Below are 17,282 nucleotides of genomic sequence, written 5' to 3'. Positions count from 1 at the left end.
CCGCAATTGTTTGAGACAGGACTCCGTTAATAAAATGCTGTTTCTGCGATTTATTAAACTAGCTGACAGTGGTCAACGAGTTTTGCGGTGAGCAGCGATAGCTGCGCAAGATGGTTGCCCTTGCGGAGCTTCGCCCCTCATGCCGAAAGAAAAGTAGGGCGAGCCTGAGCAAACCAAAGTGATTAAAGCTTTGGTGAAGTGCAAGACGTAGTGGCTGATCCTGAAAATGAGATGAGAACTCGGCAAGACTCCGATAAAATAATTTTTTCAATCAGTTAGTATTAGAAATCCTTTTGTAGAATTAAAAATATGAACATAAAAAAAGCTCCATGTTTCAAGATGGAGCTTTTTTGCATCATTACAGCGATTTTATACAACAGGAGCCAAAGTAAATAATACCTGTCCTGTTTTAACGGTTTGCGCTTTATCAATCAGAATCTGATCGACCTGCATTTTTGCTGGCGCAACAATTGGGATTTCAATTTTCATGGCTTCAATCACCGCCAAAGTTTGCCCCTCTTCGATCACATCACCCACAGCACACTCAATTTTCCAGACCGAACCTGGCATGTGCGACTCCACCACCATGCCCCCATTCGGTATGTTAATTTCTGAGTCATCAACAATTGCATCCAGATCTTCAGCAACATACTCCGCCAAACCTGCTTCATGCCATCTTTGCCGTTCCGCTTCAAAATTGCTTTGCTGTACCTGTTTAAATGCCTGAATGCTGTCCTGATTCTCCTGAAGAAAAGCATTGTATTCCTTAAGATTGAGCACACCCTCTTCAATTTTCAATTGCAAGCGACCTGCCTTGAAGTCTTCACGCATTGCCATCAATTCAGATTCAGACACCTCATAAAACTTGATCTGGTCAAAGAATCTGAGCAACCACGGTTGATGCGGCTCAAAATTCGGGTTTTGGCGATAACGACTCCATACTTGGGTCGTCCGTCCGACAAACTGATACCCCCCTGGCCCCTCCATGCCATAGACACACATATATGCGCCACCAATACCCACGGCATTTTCAGGTGTCCATGTCCGTGCTGGATTATATTTGGTGGTGACCAAACGATGTCTTGGGTCTAACGGTGTGGCAACAGGTGCACCCAGATACACATCCCCCAAGCCCATCACCAGATAAGAGGTACTATAAACAATATCCTTAACCGCCTGCTTGGATGACAAACCATTGATACGACGGATAAATTCAATATTGTCAGGACACCACGGGGCATCAGGTCGTACCAATTGCGTATATTTTTCGGTTGCCAATTGCGTTTGTGAATCTTCCCAAGCGAGGGGTAAATACACAGTTCGGGATGGCACCTGCATATTTTCAATATCAGGCAGTTCGGCTTCTGCCACCTGCAACAAGCGCAATAAATCCAGTTGATCTAAAACAGTCGAATTAAAATGAATCTGGAGCGAACGGATGCCTGGTGTCAGGTCAATAATACCCTGAATATTTTGCGATTTGACCCATTGCATCAAGGCATGAATACGGAAACGCAGGTTTAAATCCAGTACCAGATCGCCATATTCCACCAACAGATATTGGTTGCCTGCTGGACGATAAGTCACGTTTGGCTTATCTGCACCTTGTTGTAGCGTTGCCAATACCGCATTTTTCAATGTAATCGGTTCAGCCTGAATCTTTGCAGAGAAATTAACCTGAGCCGTATTTTCACTCTGCAACGCAGCCTGATAACGTTGTTCCAGTTGCTGTGCCTGCTGATAACTGACAGGAATAAACTGAACCTTATCACCTGCCTTGAGCTGTCCAAGTTTCCATAATTCCGAATGAATCACCACCGCAGGGCAAACAAAACCGCCTAAACTTGGGCCATCTGGCCCCAAGATAATTGGCATGTCGCCTGTGAAATCAATTGCGCCAATGGCATAAGCATTGTCATGGATATTGGATGGATGTAAGCCAGCTTCGCCACCGTCAATTCGTGCCCATTTAGGTTTTGGCCCCACCAGACGAATCCCCGTACGGCTGGAGTTAAAATGAATTTCCCATTCCTGTGCAAAGAACATGGAAATATCCTGAGCAGTAAAGAAATCAGGCGCGCCATGTGGGCCATACATCACGGCAATTTGCCACGTCTGGGTAAAATCAGGAATCTGCGCAGGTTCTAATGTGGTGGTTTCACTGGAATGATAAGCTGAAATCGGCAACATATCACCAATCAGTAAATTTCGTCCTGCATGTCCACCAAACTGTCCCAAAGTAAAGGTGGCTTGGCTGCCTAAATAGTCAGGTAATTTTAAACCATTTTTAATGCCGATATAGCTGCGACATCCTGTGATAATGCGCCCGCATTTCAGCACTTGCCCTTTACGGATATTAATGGTTGTCCACATGGGAACATCAACACCATCCAAAGTCGCTTGCATGTCACCGCCTGTTAAGGCAATTTGACTATCACAGTGAAATTTTAGCGTTGGCCCTTGCAGGGTACATTCCAGACCTGCGGTATTAAATGGATTGCCTAACAATTGGTTGGCAACATTCAGGCTTAGCGCATCCATTGCCCCTGATGGCGGCACTCCCACATCCCAATAGCCCAAACGCCCTGTGACATCCTGCACAGCCGTTTGAATACCTGCCTGCAATACTTCAACTTTTTCAGTTTTCCATTCAAAACTATTCAGAAAACGTGTGGTCTGTGTACCTGCATGAAACACCTCACAATCCACGATATTCTGTAAATATTCCAGATTGGTTTCGATGCCTGCAATTTCCGTATTGCTTAGGCTATTTTGCATCGCCGTAATTGCTGATCCACGGTCATCTGCGGTAACGATAATCTTGGCAATCATCGGGTCATAAAATGAGGAAACATTGGAACCTGTTTCAACCCAAGTCTCCACTCGTGAATCCTCATCAAACTGCACATTGGTCAGCAAGCCTGCGCTTGGCTGGAAATTCTTGATCGGGTCTTCGGCATATAGACGTACCTGAATCGAATGTCCTTTTGGCTCAGAAAGTTCAGTTGGTGCAACCCAGTCACCACTGGCCAGCGTGACCATCCATTCGACCAAATCCACCCCAAACACTTGCTCAGTCACGCCATGCTCAACTTGCAGACGGGTATTGACCTCAAGGAAATAAAATTGCTGGGTATCGGTATCCATCACAAATTCAACCGTGCCCGCAGAACGGTAGTGCACCGATTGCATCAGTTGAATGGCAACCTGTTGAATATAGCTACGTTGTTCAGCATTGAGATGTGGCGCAGGTGTTTCCTCAATCACTTTCTGGTTACGGCGTTGCACCGAGCAATCCCGTTCACCCAATGCCAATACCTTGCCCTGACCATCGCCAAAAATCTGTACTTCAATATGGCGGGCATTTTGTACAAATTTTTCTAAATATAAGCCTGCATCTTTAAAGTTGGCTTGTGCCAAGTAAGAAACCGTTTGATAGGCTTCCTGCAATTCAGTTTCATTCCAGACCAGACGCATGCCGATCCCGCCACCACCTGCGGTACTTTTCAGCATCACGGGATAACCAATACGGCTGGCTTCAGCAATTGCTTCCGCTTCATCCTTAAGCAGTTGACTCCCTGGCAATAATGGCACGTTGTTTTCAATCGCCAATTCACGGGCAGTATGCTTTAAGCCAAAATCCCGCATTTGTTGCGAAGTTGGGCCAATAAACACAATGCCCTGTTGCTCGCATAAATCACAAAAAGTGGCATTTTCTGAGAGGAAACCATAACCAGGGTGAATCGCCTGTGCGCCTGTTTGCTTGGCAACCTCAAGAATTTTATCAATATTTAAATAGCTTTGCTGTGCCGCAGAATCGCCAATAAACACCGCTTCATCGGCCAGTGTGACATGCAAGGAATCCCGATCCGCTTCGGAATACACTGCAACCGATTGAATGCCTAATTTTTTCAGGGTACGAATAATACGACAGGCAATTGCGCCACGATTGGCAATCAGAACTTTATTAAACATGGCTCAACTCCTCCGCTTCACGAACAATCAGTTGAATAGGCGTTGGGTTATAGGCATTACATGGATTATTCAGTTGCGGACAATTGGAAATTAATACAATTAAATCCATTTCCGCCCGAATCTCGACATATTTTCCTGCTGCGGAAACCCCATCATCAAACATTAAATGCCCTGCTGGCGTCACAGGCACATTCATAAAGAAATTAATATTGGGTCCTAAATGGCGCACATTCAGTTGATGTTTATGGGCAAGCGGATGCTTGGCAAGCGCATACATAAAATTATTACGGCAACTGTGCATTGGATATTTATCATGGGCATAACGTACAGTATTGCTTTCACAGGAACACGCACCGCCCAAAGTATCGTGTCGTCCGCAATTATCCTCAACAATGGTGGCAATCGGACGGGCAAAATTACTATATAAAGTTGTGCCTTGCTCCAGATAAATTTGCTGGTTTTGGGTCAGGGTATCGGTTGCGCTATAACGTTCATCAGGATTTTCTGCGCTGATAAATAAGGTATCAACCGCCTGATTGCCCTCTAAATCGACAATCCGAAACAGTTGCCCTTTTTTGACTTCACACATCCATGCTTCGCCTGCTGGACAGACTTCATCTAAAACTGTGTTTTGAAATTGTAATGTCGTCATGATTTTTCCCTCAAAAATTAAACAGATAAAGCGTAATAGCGGGCATTGTTGGCAAAACCACGCTGATTTTGAGGACATAAATCACGGCATACATCGGATTCGGTTAAGGCATTGGCCTTGAATAAACGAAGTTGAACATCAGCAGGTTGATAGCTTTCAGACGCATCCAGCGCATGTGGTGCAGCCGATAAAAACAGTAGACAGTCCATCTCAAAACGTAGCTCAATCATTTGCTGCGTTTTATCTTCCTGAACATAGGACAATTTGCCTGCCTCATCAGGAATGACCTTAGAAAATAGGTTCACACAAGCGGTTAAATCAGCCTGTCTTAAACCAAATTTGGCAAACTCAACCAATAGACCATCCAGACCGCTTTGATACATATCATTACGGGCATACTGAAAAGTTTGAATGCCAAATTGCTGTTGAATTTGTGCAGGCGTACTTGGACTGCAAAACACATCATTCCAGCCATGATCATCCTGAACAATCGACGCCATCACCCGTCCCAAGTCGGAATACAGTACATGCCCTGTAGATAAAAATGCAGTGTGCTGTGCCTTTAAACTGTCAGGCATATTGAAGCGTTCCAGTTTATCTTCGGCATTGACGCAATAGAGCGAAACATTGGCATTTGCCCCTAAAGCCTCAAATTGCAACACTGCCCCACGCTGAATCCGACCTGACCAGTGATGGCCACCCAGTAATTTTTCCTGCCAAAGCACTTGATTATGATGATAAATAGCTGGACGCATAACTTAACCCCTTTAAGGATGATTTGACCTCGTTATGGCAAAATGCCGATCCTCCCGGGCTTTTATCCCTCCGTGTAGTTCTATCGAACCGTTCTCTCTCGGTCCAGTCATGTGTAAAACACATCGGAACCCTAGACAACTTTTGATCTATTTATCTAAAAGCAAAAGACATGCCATTTTAGTAATACGATTTTTAGAAAAAGTATTACTTAATATAAGTTCGATATAAAATTCTCAATGAATTACGATACGCGGAAACGTCATCCGCAATTGTTTGAGACAGGACTCAATTAATAGAATGTTGTTTTTGCGATTCATTAAGTTAGCTGATAGTAGTCAACGAGTTTTGCGGTGAGCAGCGATAGCTGCGCAAGATGGTTGCCCTTGCGGAGCTTCGCTCCTCATGCCGAAACAAAAGTAAGTCCAGCTGAAAGCTTATGCTGAAATTAGATGAGAACTCGGCAAGATTCCATCAAGATATCTTTTAGGGTGTGTCCTCATTTGGCTTTGCACCAAATAAATATACAGGCTATACGGATCATGGATTGATAATTTCGTGCAAGCTTATCAAATCGGGTTGCAATCGCACGAAAATGCTTTAATCGCGCAAAGGCATTTTCAACTAAATGCCTTAATTGATATAGATATTTATCAAACTCCTTATTCGGTCTCTTACTATTTGATCTCATCGGAATAATCGGAATCATATTCTTGTTTCTAGCAAACATCCTGATCTGCTTTGCATCATATCCCTTATCTGCAATTAGATAATCCGCCTCTTCTACAGCATCAATCAATTGTTTTGCAACTTGACTGTCGTGGACTTCACCCCCAGTGATTTTAAAATCAATCGGTAATCCATTCGCGTCGGTTGCAAGATGTATTTTTGTTGTTCGTCCACCGCGTGATTGTCCAATTGCTCTTTCGAAGCCATGCCGAGCTCCACTCGCATGCTGATGCACGCGTATGTAGCTTCCGTCAATGAATACCCATTCCTGATCCAGAATACCTCGTAATCTAAAAAAAATTTATCCCATAATCCCTTACTTGCCCAGCGATTGAAACGATTGTAGGCAGTTTGCCAGGGACAAAGTTCTTGAGGAATATCACGCCATGTCGCACCTGTACCTAGTTTCCACAAGATAGCTTCCATGATATTTCTACTATTCTTGGAACAATAACAACCATGCAACCGCATCGTATCCTGAATTTGCTGCCAAATATCATCTGTGAGAAGAGTGCGTGCCATTGAAAAATATAGAAATAAAAATAACTTAGAGCCGTATTTTAAGCCATTAAAACTAACTCTTCAAATGAGGACACACCCTAATATGTTAGAAAAATATTTAAATCGTGTTCAGATTACTTAAATAGCAACAAAATAATGCAAGGAAATAGAACAATGGTTTAAGTGGCACTTTTTTAAAGCAAACTGCCATAAAATGCTTCATTGGATTTCGATGGATTAATCAACTCTCAGGCATAAAAAAACACCCCAAACCGAAGTTTGAGATGTTTTTAAATATCTTATTTAATGCGGCAAATTATGCAGCATAAACTGGGAATTTAGCGCACACTGCTTCAACTTTCGCTTTTACATCAGCAATCACTTGCTCATTACCTTTACTGTCGATGATGTCAGCGATCCAGCCTGCAAGATCACGAACTTCTGCTTCACCAAAACCACGAGTAGTAACAGCTGGTGTACCAATACGGATACCAGAAGTCACAAATGGAGAACGTGGATCATTTGGCACAGCATTTTTGTTGACAGTGATATGTGCAGCACCTAACCAAGCATCCGCATCTTTACCAGTTACATCTTCTTGCTTGATCAAAGACAACAAGAATAAATGGTTGTCTGTACCACCAGATACAACATCATAACCACGTGAAATGAATACTTCCGCCATAGCCTGAGCATTCTTCACCACTTGTTGTTGGTAAGTCTTGAATTCATCAGACATGGCTTCTTTAAAGCAGATCGCTTTCGCTGCAATCGCATGCATTAAAGGACCACCCTGATTACCAGGGAAAACAGCTGATTGAAGTTTCTTCTCGATTTCTTCGTTTGCTTTAGCAAGGATTAAACCAGAACGTGGACCACGTAGGGTTTTATGCGTGGTCGTCGTCGTAACGTCTGCAATTTGCACTGGGTTTGGATAAACACCAGCAGCAACCAAACCTGCAACGTGCGCCATATCAACAAATAAATAAGCCCCTACTTTGTCTGCGATGTCACGGAAACGCTGCCAATCAACAACACGGCTATAAGCAGAGAAACCAGCAACGATCATACGTGGTTTGTGCTCTAAAGCCAAACGTTCAACTTCTTCATAATCAATTTCACCAGTTTCTGGGTTTAAACCATACTGGATTGCATTATAGGTTTTACCAGAGAAGCTGACTTTCGCACCATGCGTCAAGTGACCACCGTGTGCCAAGCTCATACCCAAAACGGTATCGCCTGGGTTAAGCAGCGCCAGGTAAACAGCAGAGTTTGCCTGAGAACCCGCATGTGGCTGAACGTTTGCATAATCTGCGCCAAACAATGCTTTGGCACGGTCAATGGCAAGCTGTTCTACGACATCAACATATTCACAACCGCCATAATAGCGTTTGCCAGGATAGCCTTCTGCATATTTGTTGGTCAGTTTTGATCCTTGTGCTTCCATCACTGCTGGAGAGCAATAATTTTCAGATGCAATTAACTCAATGTGCGCTTCCTGGCGTTCGCCTTCAGAAGCAATTGCCTGAGCGATTTCTGGATCAAATTCAGCAATAGAGATATTGGCAAACATTAGCGGGGGTCCTATAAATTAGGGCTTTTAAGCCGTGCTAAAGATTGGTGCGTATTGTAGCACGAAGTTTGCCATTGCACAGATTGATATTTATTTAATTCTTCGTGAATTTTATTCACGTTGAGTATGGAACAATTGGCAAACTCAAAACTTGCCTTGTGCTGGCAATCTGGGCATTTAATATCTAGCCGTTGAGGCAATGACCAATATTCATAAATTCCTGTCATTTATTTTAAATTCTAAGTGATCTATTTTCAGAGCAACAATCCTACTCAATTTTTCAATAAAAAAGCCGAAACCTAAATGATTTCGACTTTTTATTTTCATGCCATTCCGATCTTTAAGAAACGGTATGGGCTTTCATATCCATTTCCGCACGTTTCATTTGCGCTTCTTTTAAAATACGTTGATGTAATGGTTTACGCAAACCCAGCAGGAATACAAACTCAGCCAACACAAACAACGGGCCAATCGCCAGACCAATCAGGTCATCCACGAAAGCTGGTTTTTTCTTTTCGAAGTAATGACCAATGAATTGAAATACCCAACCCACCACAAAAATACCGATACTTGCCCCCAACCAGCTCCACATTGGTAAGGCGGCAATATTCACTGCAAGTGGATAGACCAGTGCAAATAAAATCAGCATGAGTACACCAAACAGCTTATCAAGCGAAATATAGTAAATGGTACTTAATACAATCAAAACCATTGCCAGTGTCACTGAAAAGCCTAATATCTCCACACCAGCATGGGCAGTTAAACATAAAATTGAAAAAACAATTAAGGGAATCCCCACAAAATGGGTCACAATATTGTTTCGATCTAAATGATAGGCAGCATATTGGCTGAGTAGACGTTCCAGATTTGTCATTTCTCATTCCTCATATAATTCGTTTATGCTGTTAATCTATAAGAAATATCACAATGAAGTTGTCATATAGCTGACAAATGGATTTATTTTTAGCAAAGGAAATTGAGTGTTAGACGCAGCCTATATCAGACAATTACAGCAAAATTCCTGGTTTCATCATTTAGCTGAACCTTTCCAGCAATTTATTATCCAGCATGGAAAAAAGCATACTATTGAAAAGAATACAGCCGTCTTTAACGCCCAAGACCCTTTTGATGGTGTATACGGTGTACTTGAGGGCTCAATTAGTCTGGGCTATATTGATGTCAATGGTAACGAAGCGATTGCGGCGATTGCAGAACCCATCATGTGGTTTGGTGAAATTTCTCTGATTGATAAGCAACCCCGTTCTCATGATGCAATTGCCCTAAAGAAAAGTGTGGTCTTGCAGATTCCTGCCCAGCAACTCACTGAACTATTAGAGCACTCCCCTTATTATTGGTATTATTTTGCCTTGCTCACCAGCCAAAAACTACGCTATGTGTTTCTAGAGCAAATTGCCATTCAAACCCAAAGTATTACCCAGCGTTTAGCTCAACGCCTGTTATTTATTTTGGAGGGATACGGCAACCGTTCCTTTATACAGGATTTAAATATTCAAATCTCGCAAGATCAGCTTGCCAATATGTTGACGGTATCCAGACAGACCGTAAATCAGGAGTTGAACCTATTTGAAAAACAGAGTGTCATTCAGCTTGGCTTTAAAAAGATTGAGGTGGTTGATTTAGAAAAATTACGTAAGTTGGCATCAATGGGTTATTTAAAAGAATGACAAAAATCAATCGTGATTTATTCCAATTATCATTTTAAGAGATTTAAAAATGTACTATATCTGCATTATCGTTCTAAACTTAAGCGCAAATTAAAATATAAACTCCCACTATAAAACAACACCTAGCACTCAAAATATTTCACAAAATCATTCTGCTTTTTTTAATGGCGGTATTCTACATTAAAGCTAAGCACTATTGCTTATCTCGATGCAGATTATCATCATGAAAAAATTCGCAACTCTTCTCACAGCAGGCTTATTTAGCGTGTTAAGTGCCAGCGCATTTGCCTGCCCAAAAGGAACTCAGTTACAAGGTGGCACAGGCCCCAACCACAAAGGTGGAAAATGTGTTGCCGCTCATGTTGTAAAGGCTAAAAAAGAAACGACAAAAGTGACTAGTACTACAGCTAAGCATGAGACAATGAAAGCAACCTCTGATACTAAAAAAGCAGCAAGTACCACAGCAACCCAGACAAAACAGGAAACAGTAAAATCTTAAAATTTTTGTAGAGATGCGATAACTTTAACCATAAAAAGTGAGATGAATCATCTCACTTTTTTGGAACGATATCCCTGAATTGCTTGGTAATTTTTTGAATATAAGATGGACTAGATATAAGATTCCACGAAACTAATACGGACTTTTTCCTGATTTCATTTTCTTCACGATGTCTTTGGCCCTACGTAATTGTTCTTTAGCGGGCAATCTATCATCAATCAAAAAACACCATAATTTTCGATCTGAAATAGGCCTATATATCCCCTGCATGACGCTTACAGGCTTTCCGTCAAGTACGACACCTAAACCAATAAGTTGATTAAAAAGACCTTTATCTTGGTTTTCTATATTTTTGGCAGCTAACCGATTAAATTTTTCTTGGGCAGAAGATGAAATTTCAATTTCAATAACAGCACGCCCGTCAGAGAGAAAAGCATGTGCATGAACCAGCTCACTGGTTGTAAAAAAGGAAGACCGACTAACAAATTTAAAAGAACTATCATTGGGAAATTGTACAAACTCAGCATTAGACTTGTTCACCTGATAGGCAAGACGGAAATCTACTTGTGCATAAGCCGTATTTATTCCCAAGAAACCAAATAAAGTGAGTAAAATTGATAAAATACGAACGCACATTTATCCTGCCTCTATTTTGGAGAGGTATTTCCCAGTGCAGGATTATCAATTGCATCCTTACATTGGGCTTTATCACGTTCATAGTCTGCCTGCTTCTGCGCAGAGCTAGATGAACTATCTTTTACATCTCGTGCCCATGTGTCCAGACTGGTCAGTGCCTTACGGCAAAGTGCATATTTGCCTTCTGTCACAGAGTCGGTCATTTTGACATTGATCCGCCAATCCGTGCTGAGCTGGCGTAAAGGCTTTCTGACTTTTTCCTCAATTTCAGTAACTTGTTTATTATAGACAATTGAGTCAATTTCATTAATCAATGTCCACGCCGCATTTGCATAAGTGGTTGCATCATTGTTTAATTTTGGCGCAGGTTTGATTTCAACCTTTTTTTCAGGTTGATTGTCTCCCTGCCCACATGCAGTCAATAAAAAGGTGCTACACAGTACAATTACTGCCACACGAGTTTTTGGATTAGACATATCAAATCGCCAATGAAATATTTCGGCATTATGCTAGTCAATCTGGGAATAATTCTCAATCATTGTTACTTATTTATCATGGATAAAAACCACTCATGTCACAAATAAAAATCTATGCACATCGCAAAACAATAGATCAGTTTAGGGATCAGCTTTCCCAGGCCATCCATCAGGCTTTGGTTGAAAGTCTGAGCTATCCTGTGGAAAAGAAGTTTCAGCGTTTCATTGCTCTGGAACAAGATGATTTTATTTATCCAGATGATCGTAGTGACAGCTACATTATTATTGAAATTTCCATGTTCGAGGGTCGAAGCATAGAAACCAAAAAGCGTTTTGTGCAGGCAATCTTTGCCAATATTCAACAGCAATGTGGCATTTCGGCTCAGGATATTGAAATCACGATTTTTGAAACACCGAAATGTAACTGGGGAATACGGGGTAAAAATGCAGATGAATTGGGGCTGAACTATCAGGTCAATGTCTAAATAAGCGAGAACGATACAAGGCAAGATTTTTGTCTAACAAAAACCATGTTTTTTGTGTCAATTTAAGCTTAATTCAGCAGAAAGTTCTGCTATGCTTAAACACAAATTTATCAGGATAGGATTATTCGCATGAGCGTTACTCTTGGAACTCCACTTCAATCTTCTGCATTTAAGGTTTTACTGTTAGGTTCTGGAGAGCTGGGTAAAGAAGTGGTGATTTCTTTACAACGCCTGGGTGTGGAAGTTCATGCGGCTGATCGTTATGACCATGCACCTGCCATGCAGGTTGCCCATTATTCCTATACCCTGAATATGGCAAATCCAACTGAATTAAAACAACTGATTGAAAAAATTAAACCGAATTTAATTGTTCCTGAAATTGAGGCAATTGCGACTGAAGTTTTGCTTGAAATCGAGCAAAGCCAAACTGCAACTGTGATTCCATCAGCAAAAGCGGTCAACCTCACCATGAACCGTGAGGGCATTCGCCGTTTGGCCGCGGAAGAACTGGGCTTGCCAACTTCAGCCTATCGTTTTGCCAGCACATTGGAAAGCTTCCGTGCAGCCTGTGATGACATTGGCTATCCAAACTTTGTTAAACCCGTCATGTCCTCTTCTGGCAAGGGTCAGTCCCGTGTTAAGAACTTTGATGAGGTTGATGCGGCCTGGGAATATGCCATGCAAGGCGGTCGTGTCAATCAGGGTACAGTGATCATTGAATCACAAATTGATTTTGACTTTGAAATTACCCTGCTTACCGTTCGTGCCAAGAATCCAGAAACAGGGGAAATCGAAACCCATTACTGTGATCCAATTGGACACCGTCAGGATGCAGGCGACTATGTTGAAAGCTGGCAGCCACAACCCATGACGGCAGCGGCCTTGCAGGAAGCAAAACGTATTGCAAATAAAGTCACAACCGCTTTGGGTGGCTGTGGTATTTTTGGTGTAGAGTTATTTATCAAAGGCGATAAGGTCTGGTTTAGTGAAGTCTCACCTCGCCCGCATGACACAGGTCTAGTGACCTTGGCATCACAGTTCCAGAGTGAATTTGAGCTGCATGCCCGTGCGATTTTAGGTTTGCCTGTGAATACCGCACGTCACAGTGTGGCAGCCAGTGCCGTAATCTATGCAGGTGTTGATGCGAACAACCTGAGCTTCTCTGGCTTAAATCTTGCTTTGGCAAACCCGAACACTGACTTGCGCTTGTTTGGTAAACCAGAGGGCTTCAAACGCCGCCGTATGGGTGTTGCAACCGCACGTGCTGAAACCACAGACCTTGCGCGTGAACTGGCACAACAGGCAGCAGACCAAGTGAGTGTACAAACCAACGCTTAAAAACTCCCTTAATCCCTCTTTTATAAAGAGGGACTTTGATAGAAGAACCATTTTCATGATCAATACATCTCCATTGTTAAACTACGTCACCAGTCTTCATGATATTCAGGCCATTAACCAATGGCGTACAGATGTAGAAAAACAATTACAGGAGAGTTATGAAAATGGGCAACCGATTCGTGATGTGATTAGTGCCCGATCTGACTCCATTGATGAAGCACTCATTTTTCTTTGGAATCATGCGGGTTTAGACCAGACCGAGTTGGGTTTATTTGCGGTTGGTGGTTATGGCCGCCATGAGATGCTACCCTATTCTGATACCGACATCATGATTTTGTCAGAGGATGAAATCAGCGAAGAACAAGGTAAGCTGATTTCCGCTTTCATTTCCTCACTTTGGGATGTCGGTAATTTCAAGCCTGGCACCAGTGTCCGAACTATTCAAAACTGTGTCGAACAAGCCAGCAATGACCTGACGGTTGCCACAACCCTGATTGAAGCTCGTTTGATCACAGGTAATGAACAGCTTGCCAAGTGGCCACGCCGTATTGTGGCGCAAACCTGGACGGATAAAACATTCTATGACGCGAAAATGGCTGAGCAAGCCAAGCGTTATGCCCAGCACAACAACACTGAAAGCAATCTGGAACCCGACATTAAAAATGCGCCAGGCGGTATTCGTGATATCAACCAGATTGGCTGGATTGCTAAACGCCACTTCCGCGTCAACCGTATCTATGACCTTGTACATTTAGGTTTTATCACTGAATTTGAGCTTGCTGTACTTGAGGAAGCGGAAAGTTTCCTATGGGAAATCCGTACCCATTTACATCGCTTGGCAAAACGTGATGAAAACCGTTTATTGTTTGAATATCAACGCGATATTGCAGCAAAGTTTGGCTATGTCCGTGAAGAGGGTCAACACGTCAATTTTGCCGTTGAACAGTTCATGAAACGGTATTACCGCACTGCCCAACAGGTTTCCACCCTCAATGAAATGTTACTCGCCTATTTCAATGAGTCGGTGATTACCCCACGTTTGCCTGACTATGAACGCCAGATCGTAGAGATCAATGACCGTTTTAAAATTGTGGATGGCAAGCTTGCGGTACAACACCATAAGGTTTTCTCTGAAGAACCCAGTGCGATTCTAGAATTATTCTATCTATTGGCAAACCGCCCTGAGATTACAGGCATCCGTGCGCGCACCTTACGTCTGCTGGTACTTGCGGCCAAGCGGATTGACCAGCGTTTCCGTGACAACCCAGAACATCAAGCGTTGTTTATGTCGATCATTCGCTCACCGCATCTCTACAATACGATGGTGGCGATGAAACGGTACGGCGTTTTGGGCAACTACATTCCTGCTTTTGGGCAGATTATGGGACTGATGCAATACGACCTGTTCCATATTTATACGGTTGATGCACATACCCTGTTATTGCTGCGTAATCTCAGTCGTTTTAAAGAGCCTGAATTTGCCAAGGATTTCCCTGTGGTCAGCTCAGTGTTCCAGCGTATAGCACGCCATGACATTGTGTATATGGTGGCAATTTTCCATGACATCGCCAAAGGTCGTGGCGGTGACCATAGCGAACTTGGGGCAATTGATGCGATTGAGTTCTGCCGCACACATGGTTTTACCGAACGCGAATGCAAACTGGTGGCATGGTTGATTAACAACCACCTCCTGATGTCACTGACTGCACAGAAAAAAGATATTTCCGATCCTGACGAAGTAAAAGAGTTTGCTGAAAAAGTCGGCGACATGGAGCATCTGGATTATCTCTATACATTGACTGTCGCAGATATTAATGCAACCAATCCAAAGCTCTGGAACACATGGCGCGCTTCACTCATGCGCCAGCTCTATACCTACGCCCGTGACGTGATTCGCTCAGGCTTAGGTCGTCCAGTGGATTACCAGATGCTGATTGAGGACACCAAGTTTGCAGCCAGTGAATTACTGGTCAATGACTTCTCGCTCGCCGAAGTAGAAAAAGTCTGGCAAGAACTGGGCGATGAATATTTTGTCAAGGAGTCTGCCAATGAGATTGCATGGCACACTCAGGCGATTCTACAGCACGGCGATAATCCAGAGCCTTTGGTCTTATTACGCGCACATCGTAATGCCGCGGATGATGCCGTTCAAATCTTTATTTATACCCGTGACCAGCCTAACCTGTTTGCAACCACTGTAGCTGTGCTGGACCGTATGAACCTTGATGTTCAGGATGCCAGAATTATCACCGCAAGCACTGCATTTAGTCTGGATACTTACTTGGTGCTGGACCGTTTTGGGACATTGCTCACCGACCCTGATCGGGAACGTAAGGTTAAAGCGGCTTTAGTTGATGCTCTCAGCCATTCAGACCAATATCCAGGTATTATGCAGCGCCGTATTCCACGTCACTTACGTCACTTTGATGTGCAGAATACGGTTGATATTGTCTTGAACCCAGCCTTACAACAACATATGGTTGAAATCTCGACACTGGATCAACCAGGCTTACTGGCACGGATTGGTGCCCTGTTTATGCTGCAAGGGCTGGACATTCACTCTGCAAAAATTGCAACACTGGGTGAACGTGCCGAGGATATTTTCTTTGTCACCAAGAAAAATGGCGTATTGCTGACAGATGAAGAAGTCAAGGCTTTTGCTGAAACGCTAAAAGCGGCTTTGGATGAAGTGTCAAATCAGGTTTTTAACCCATCGTAATTCCAATTTTCATCAATACATTGGGCGTAGGCAATACGCCCCTACAGTTTGGTAATTGTTTCAATGAACTCAAGTTTATCTTTATTGCACCCTTATCCTTTTGAAAAGTTAAACCAGCTTTTTAAAGGGCTACAACCTGCCGATTTACCGTTGATTCCACTATCAATTGGTGAACCTAAACATCCAGCACCTGAGTTCGTTAAACAAGCGATTATTGATAATTTTGGGCATTTATCAACCTATCCCAATAGTAAAGGCTTGCCTGAGCTGCGCCAAAGTATTGCACAATGGCTGAGCAATCGTTTCAAGCTGAACCAAATCAGTGCGGAAGATCATATTTTGCCTGTTTCTGGAACACGGGAAGGAATCTTCTCTTTTGTTCAGGCATTGATTAAACGTGAAGATGCGCCTTATATCGTGATGCCGAACCCGTTTTACCAGATTTATGAAGGTGCTGCGCTGTTGGCAGGTGCAAAGCCTTATTTTATCAACTGCACTGAAGAAAATGGCTATCTCGGCGATTTTGATGCCGTGCCTGCCGAAGTTTGGGAAAAAACCGCATTATTATTCGTGTGTACCCCAGGTAATCCAACAGGTACAGTACTGTCAAAAGAACAGTTTAAAAAGCTGATTGCGCTTTCTGACCAATATGGTTTTGTGATTGCATCTGATGAATGTTATTCAGAACTGTGGTTTGATCAGGCACCAATTGGGCTATTGGAAGTTTGTGCTGAATTGGGACGTGACGACTATAAAAACTGTATCGTGTTCCATTCCCTATCTAAACGTTCAAACTTGCCAGGAATGCGCTCAGGTTTTGTTGCTGGTGATGCTGCACTGTTAAAACCTTATTTGCAATACCGTACCTATCACGGTGCGGCAATGCCTGTACAGCATCAACTGGCTTCAATTGCAGCGTGGAATGATGAAACGCATGTAGAAGAAAACCGTCAGCAATATCGTGCCAAGTTTGATTTATTCCAGTCCGAACTCGGTCATTTACTGCCCTTACAAAAACCAGATGCAGGTTTCTATTATTGGCTTAAAGTCGATAATGATGAAACATTTGCCAAAATGTTGATGGAAAAAGCGCATATTAAGGTATTACCAGGTCGTTACCTCTCCCGTGATACCGAACAGGGTAATCCAGGCGAAAATCATGTACGGATGGCACTTGTCGCTGATTTAGCACAATGCGAAGAAGTCGTGAAGCGGTTGAAAGCGATTTTATAAATAAAATCCCCAAAATTCATTTGATATT

The 17,282-nt window shown here is 42.8% G+C and carries 14 protein-coding genes and 1 riboswitch; of the genes, 6 read left to right on the top strand and 8 right to left on the bottom strand.

Going from position 1 to position 17,282, the window contains the following annotated elements; translation table 11 throughout:
• Positions 1–369 precede the first annotated feature (369 nt).
• From uca to N5J47_RS10955, 6 genes are all read right to left on the bottom strand, one after another.
• On the bottom strand, positions 370–3,975 hold the full coding sequence (uca, locus tag N5J47_RS10980) for an urea carboxylase (RefSeq protein WP_279960016.1): 3,606 nt from the start codon (positions 3,973–3,975) through the stop codon (positions 370–372).
• Positions 3,968–4,627, bottom strand: a complete 660-nt coding sequence (locus N5J47_RS10975; RefSeq protein ID WP_279960017.1) for an urea amidolyase associated protein UAAP2 — start codon at positions 4,625–4,627, stop codon at positions 3,968–3,970. Before N5J47_RS10975 ends, uca begins: the two co-directional genes overlap by 8 nt.
• Before the next feature lie 17 nt (positions 4,628–4,644).
• Positions 4,645–5,382 carry an urea amidolyase associated protein UAAP1 gene (locus N5J47_RS10970; RefSeq protein ID WP_279960018.1) on the bottom strand — a complete coding sequence of 246 codons (738 nt, stop codon included), beginning with the start codon at positions 5,380–5,382 and terminating at the stop codon, positions 4,645–4,647.
• Between the two features lie 49 nt (positions 5,383–5,431).
• Positions 5,432–5,528, bottom strand: a riboswitch (guanidine-I (ykkC/yxkD leader).
• Positions 5,529–5,879: 351 nt separating this feature from the next.
• Positions 5,880–6,631 (bottom strand): IS5 family transposase gene (locus N5J47_RS10965; RefSeq protein ID WP_279960019.1). Its coding sequence is split into 2 segments (ribosomal slippage): positions 5,880–6,403 and positions 6,403–6,631, totalling 753 coding nucleotides; the frame shifts between segments, so codons are not numbered across the junction.
• Between the two features lie 295 nt (positions 6,632–6,926).
• On the bottom strand, positions 6,927–8,183 hold the full coding sequence (gene glyA, locus N5J47_RS10960) for a serine hydroxymethyltransferase (RefSeq protein ID WP_279960020.1): 1,257 nt from the start codon (positions 8,181–8,183) through the stop codon (positions 6,927–6,929).
• 340 nt (positions 8,184–8,523) lie between these two features.
• Positions 8,524–9,057: an Mpo1-like protein gene (locus N5J47_RS10955; protein WP_279960021.1), complete on the bottom strand. Its 534-nt coding sequence runs from the start codon at positions 9,055–9,057 to the stop codon at positions 8,524–8,526.
• 106 nt (positions 9,058–9,163) lie between these two features.
• On the opposite strand from N5J47_RS10955, the gene N5J47_RS10950 reads away from it, so the two are divergent.
• Positions 9,164–9,868, top strand: a complete 705-nt coding sequence (locus N5J47_RS10950) for a Crp/Fnr family transcriptional regulator (protein ID WP_279960022.1) — start codon at positions 9,164–9,166, stop codon at positions 9,866–9,868.
• Between the two features lie 223 nt (positions 9,869–10,091).
• The gene (locus N5J47_RS10945; RefSeq protein ID WP_279960023.1) at positions 10,092–10,367 is read left to right on the top strand and encodes a hypothetical protein; all 276 of its coding nucleotides are present in this window, start codon (positions 10,092–10,094) and stop codon (positions 10,365–10,367) included.
• 132 nt (positions 10,368–10,499) lie between these two features.
• Here the strand turns inward: N5J47_RS10945 and N5J47_RS10940 are convergent, their stop codons facing one another.
• Together N5J47_RS10940 and N5J47_RS10935 are read right to left on the bottom strand one after the other, a co-directional pair.
• Positions 10,500–11,003, bottom strand: a complete 504-nt coding sequence (locus tag N5J47_RS10940) for a hypothetical protein (protein WP_279960024.1) — start codon at positions 11,001–11,003, stop codon at positions 10,500–10,502.
• Between the two features lie 11 nt (positions 11,004–11,014).
• Positions 11,015–11,479, bottom strand: coding sequence for a hypothetical protein (locus N5J47_RS10935; RefSeq protein ID WP_279960025.1), 465 nt, complete (start codon positions 11,477–11,479; stop codon positions 11,015–11,017).
• 95 nt (positions 11,480–11,574) lie between these two features.
• Here N5J47_RS10935 and N5J47_RS10930 point away from each other — a divergent pair, with 95 nt between their 5' ends.
• The 4 genes from N5J47_RS10930 (at position 11,575) to dapC (ending at position 17,254) form a co-directional block, all read left to right on the top strand.
• Positions 11,575–11,964 (top strand): tautomerase family protein, encoded by a 390-nt coding sequence (locus N5J47_RS10930; RefSeq protein ID WP_279960026.1) that lies wholly within the window; start codon positions 11,575–11,577, stop codon positions 11,962–11,964.
• A 120-nt stretch (positions 11,965–12,084) separates the two neighbouring features.
• Positions 12,085–13,302: a formate-dependent phosphoribosylglycinamide formyltransferase gene (purT, locus tag N5J47_RS10925; RefSeq protein WP_279960030.1), complete on the top strand. Its 1,218-nt coding sequence runs from the start codon at positions 12,085–12,087 to the stop codon at positions 13,300–13,302.
• Positions 13,303–13,357: 55 nt separating this feature from the next.
• Positions 13,358–16,021 carry a [protein-PII] uridylyltransferase gene (gene glnD / locus N5J47_RS10920; RefSeq protein WP_279960027.1) on the top strand — a complete coding sequence of 888 codons (2,664 nt, stop codon included), beginning with the start codon at positions 13,358–13,360 and terminating at the stop codon, positions 16,019–16,021.
• A 63-nt stretch (positions 16,022–16,084) separates the two neighbouring features.
• Positions 16,085–17,254: a succinyldiaminopimelate transaminase gene (gene dapC / locus N5J47_RS10915; protein WP_279960028.1), complete on the top strand. Its 1,170-nt coding sequence runs from the start codon at positions 16,085–16,087 to the stop codon at positions 17,252–17,254.
• Positions 17,255–17,282: the final 28 nt, after the last annotated feature.

It is taken from the genome of Acinetobacter sp. GD03645 (assembly GCF_029845285.1).
In the GTDB taxonomy this organism is placed as follows: Bacteria; Pseudomonadota; Gammaproteobacteria; order Pseudomonadales; family Moraxellaceae; genus Acinetobacter; species Acinetobacter corruptisaponis.
Note: the sequence above shows the minus strand (reverse complement) of the source record. Positions and strands in the feature narration are given on the sequence as shown.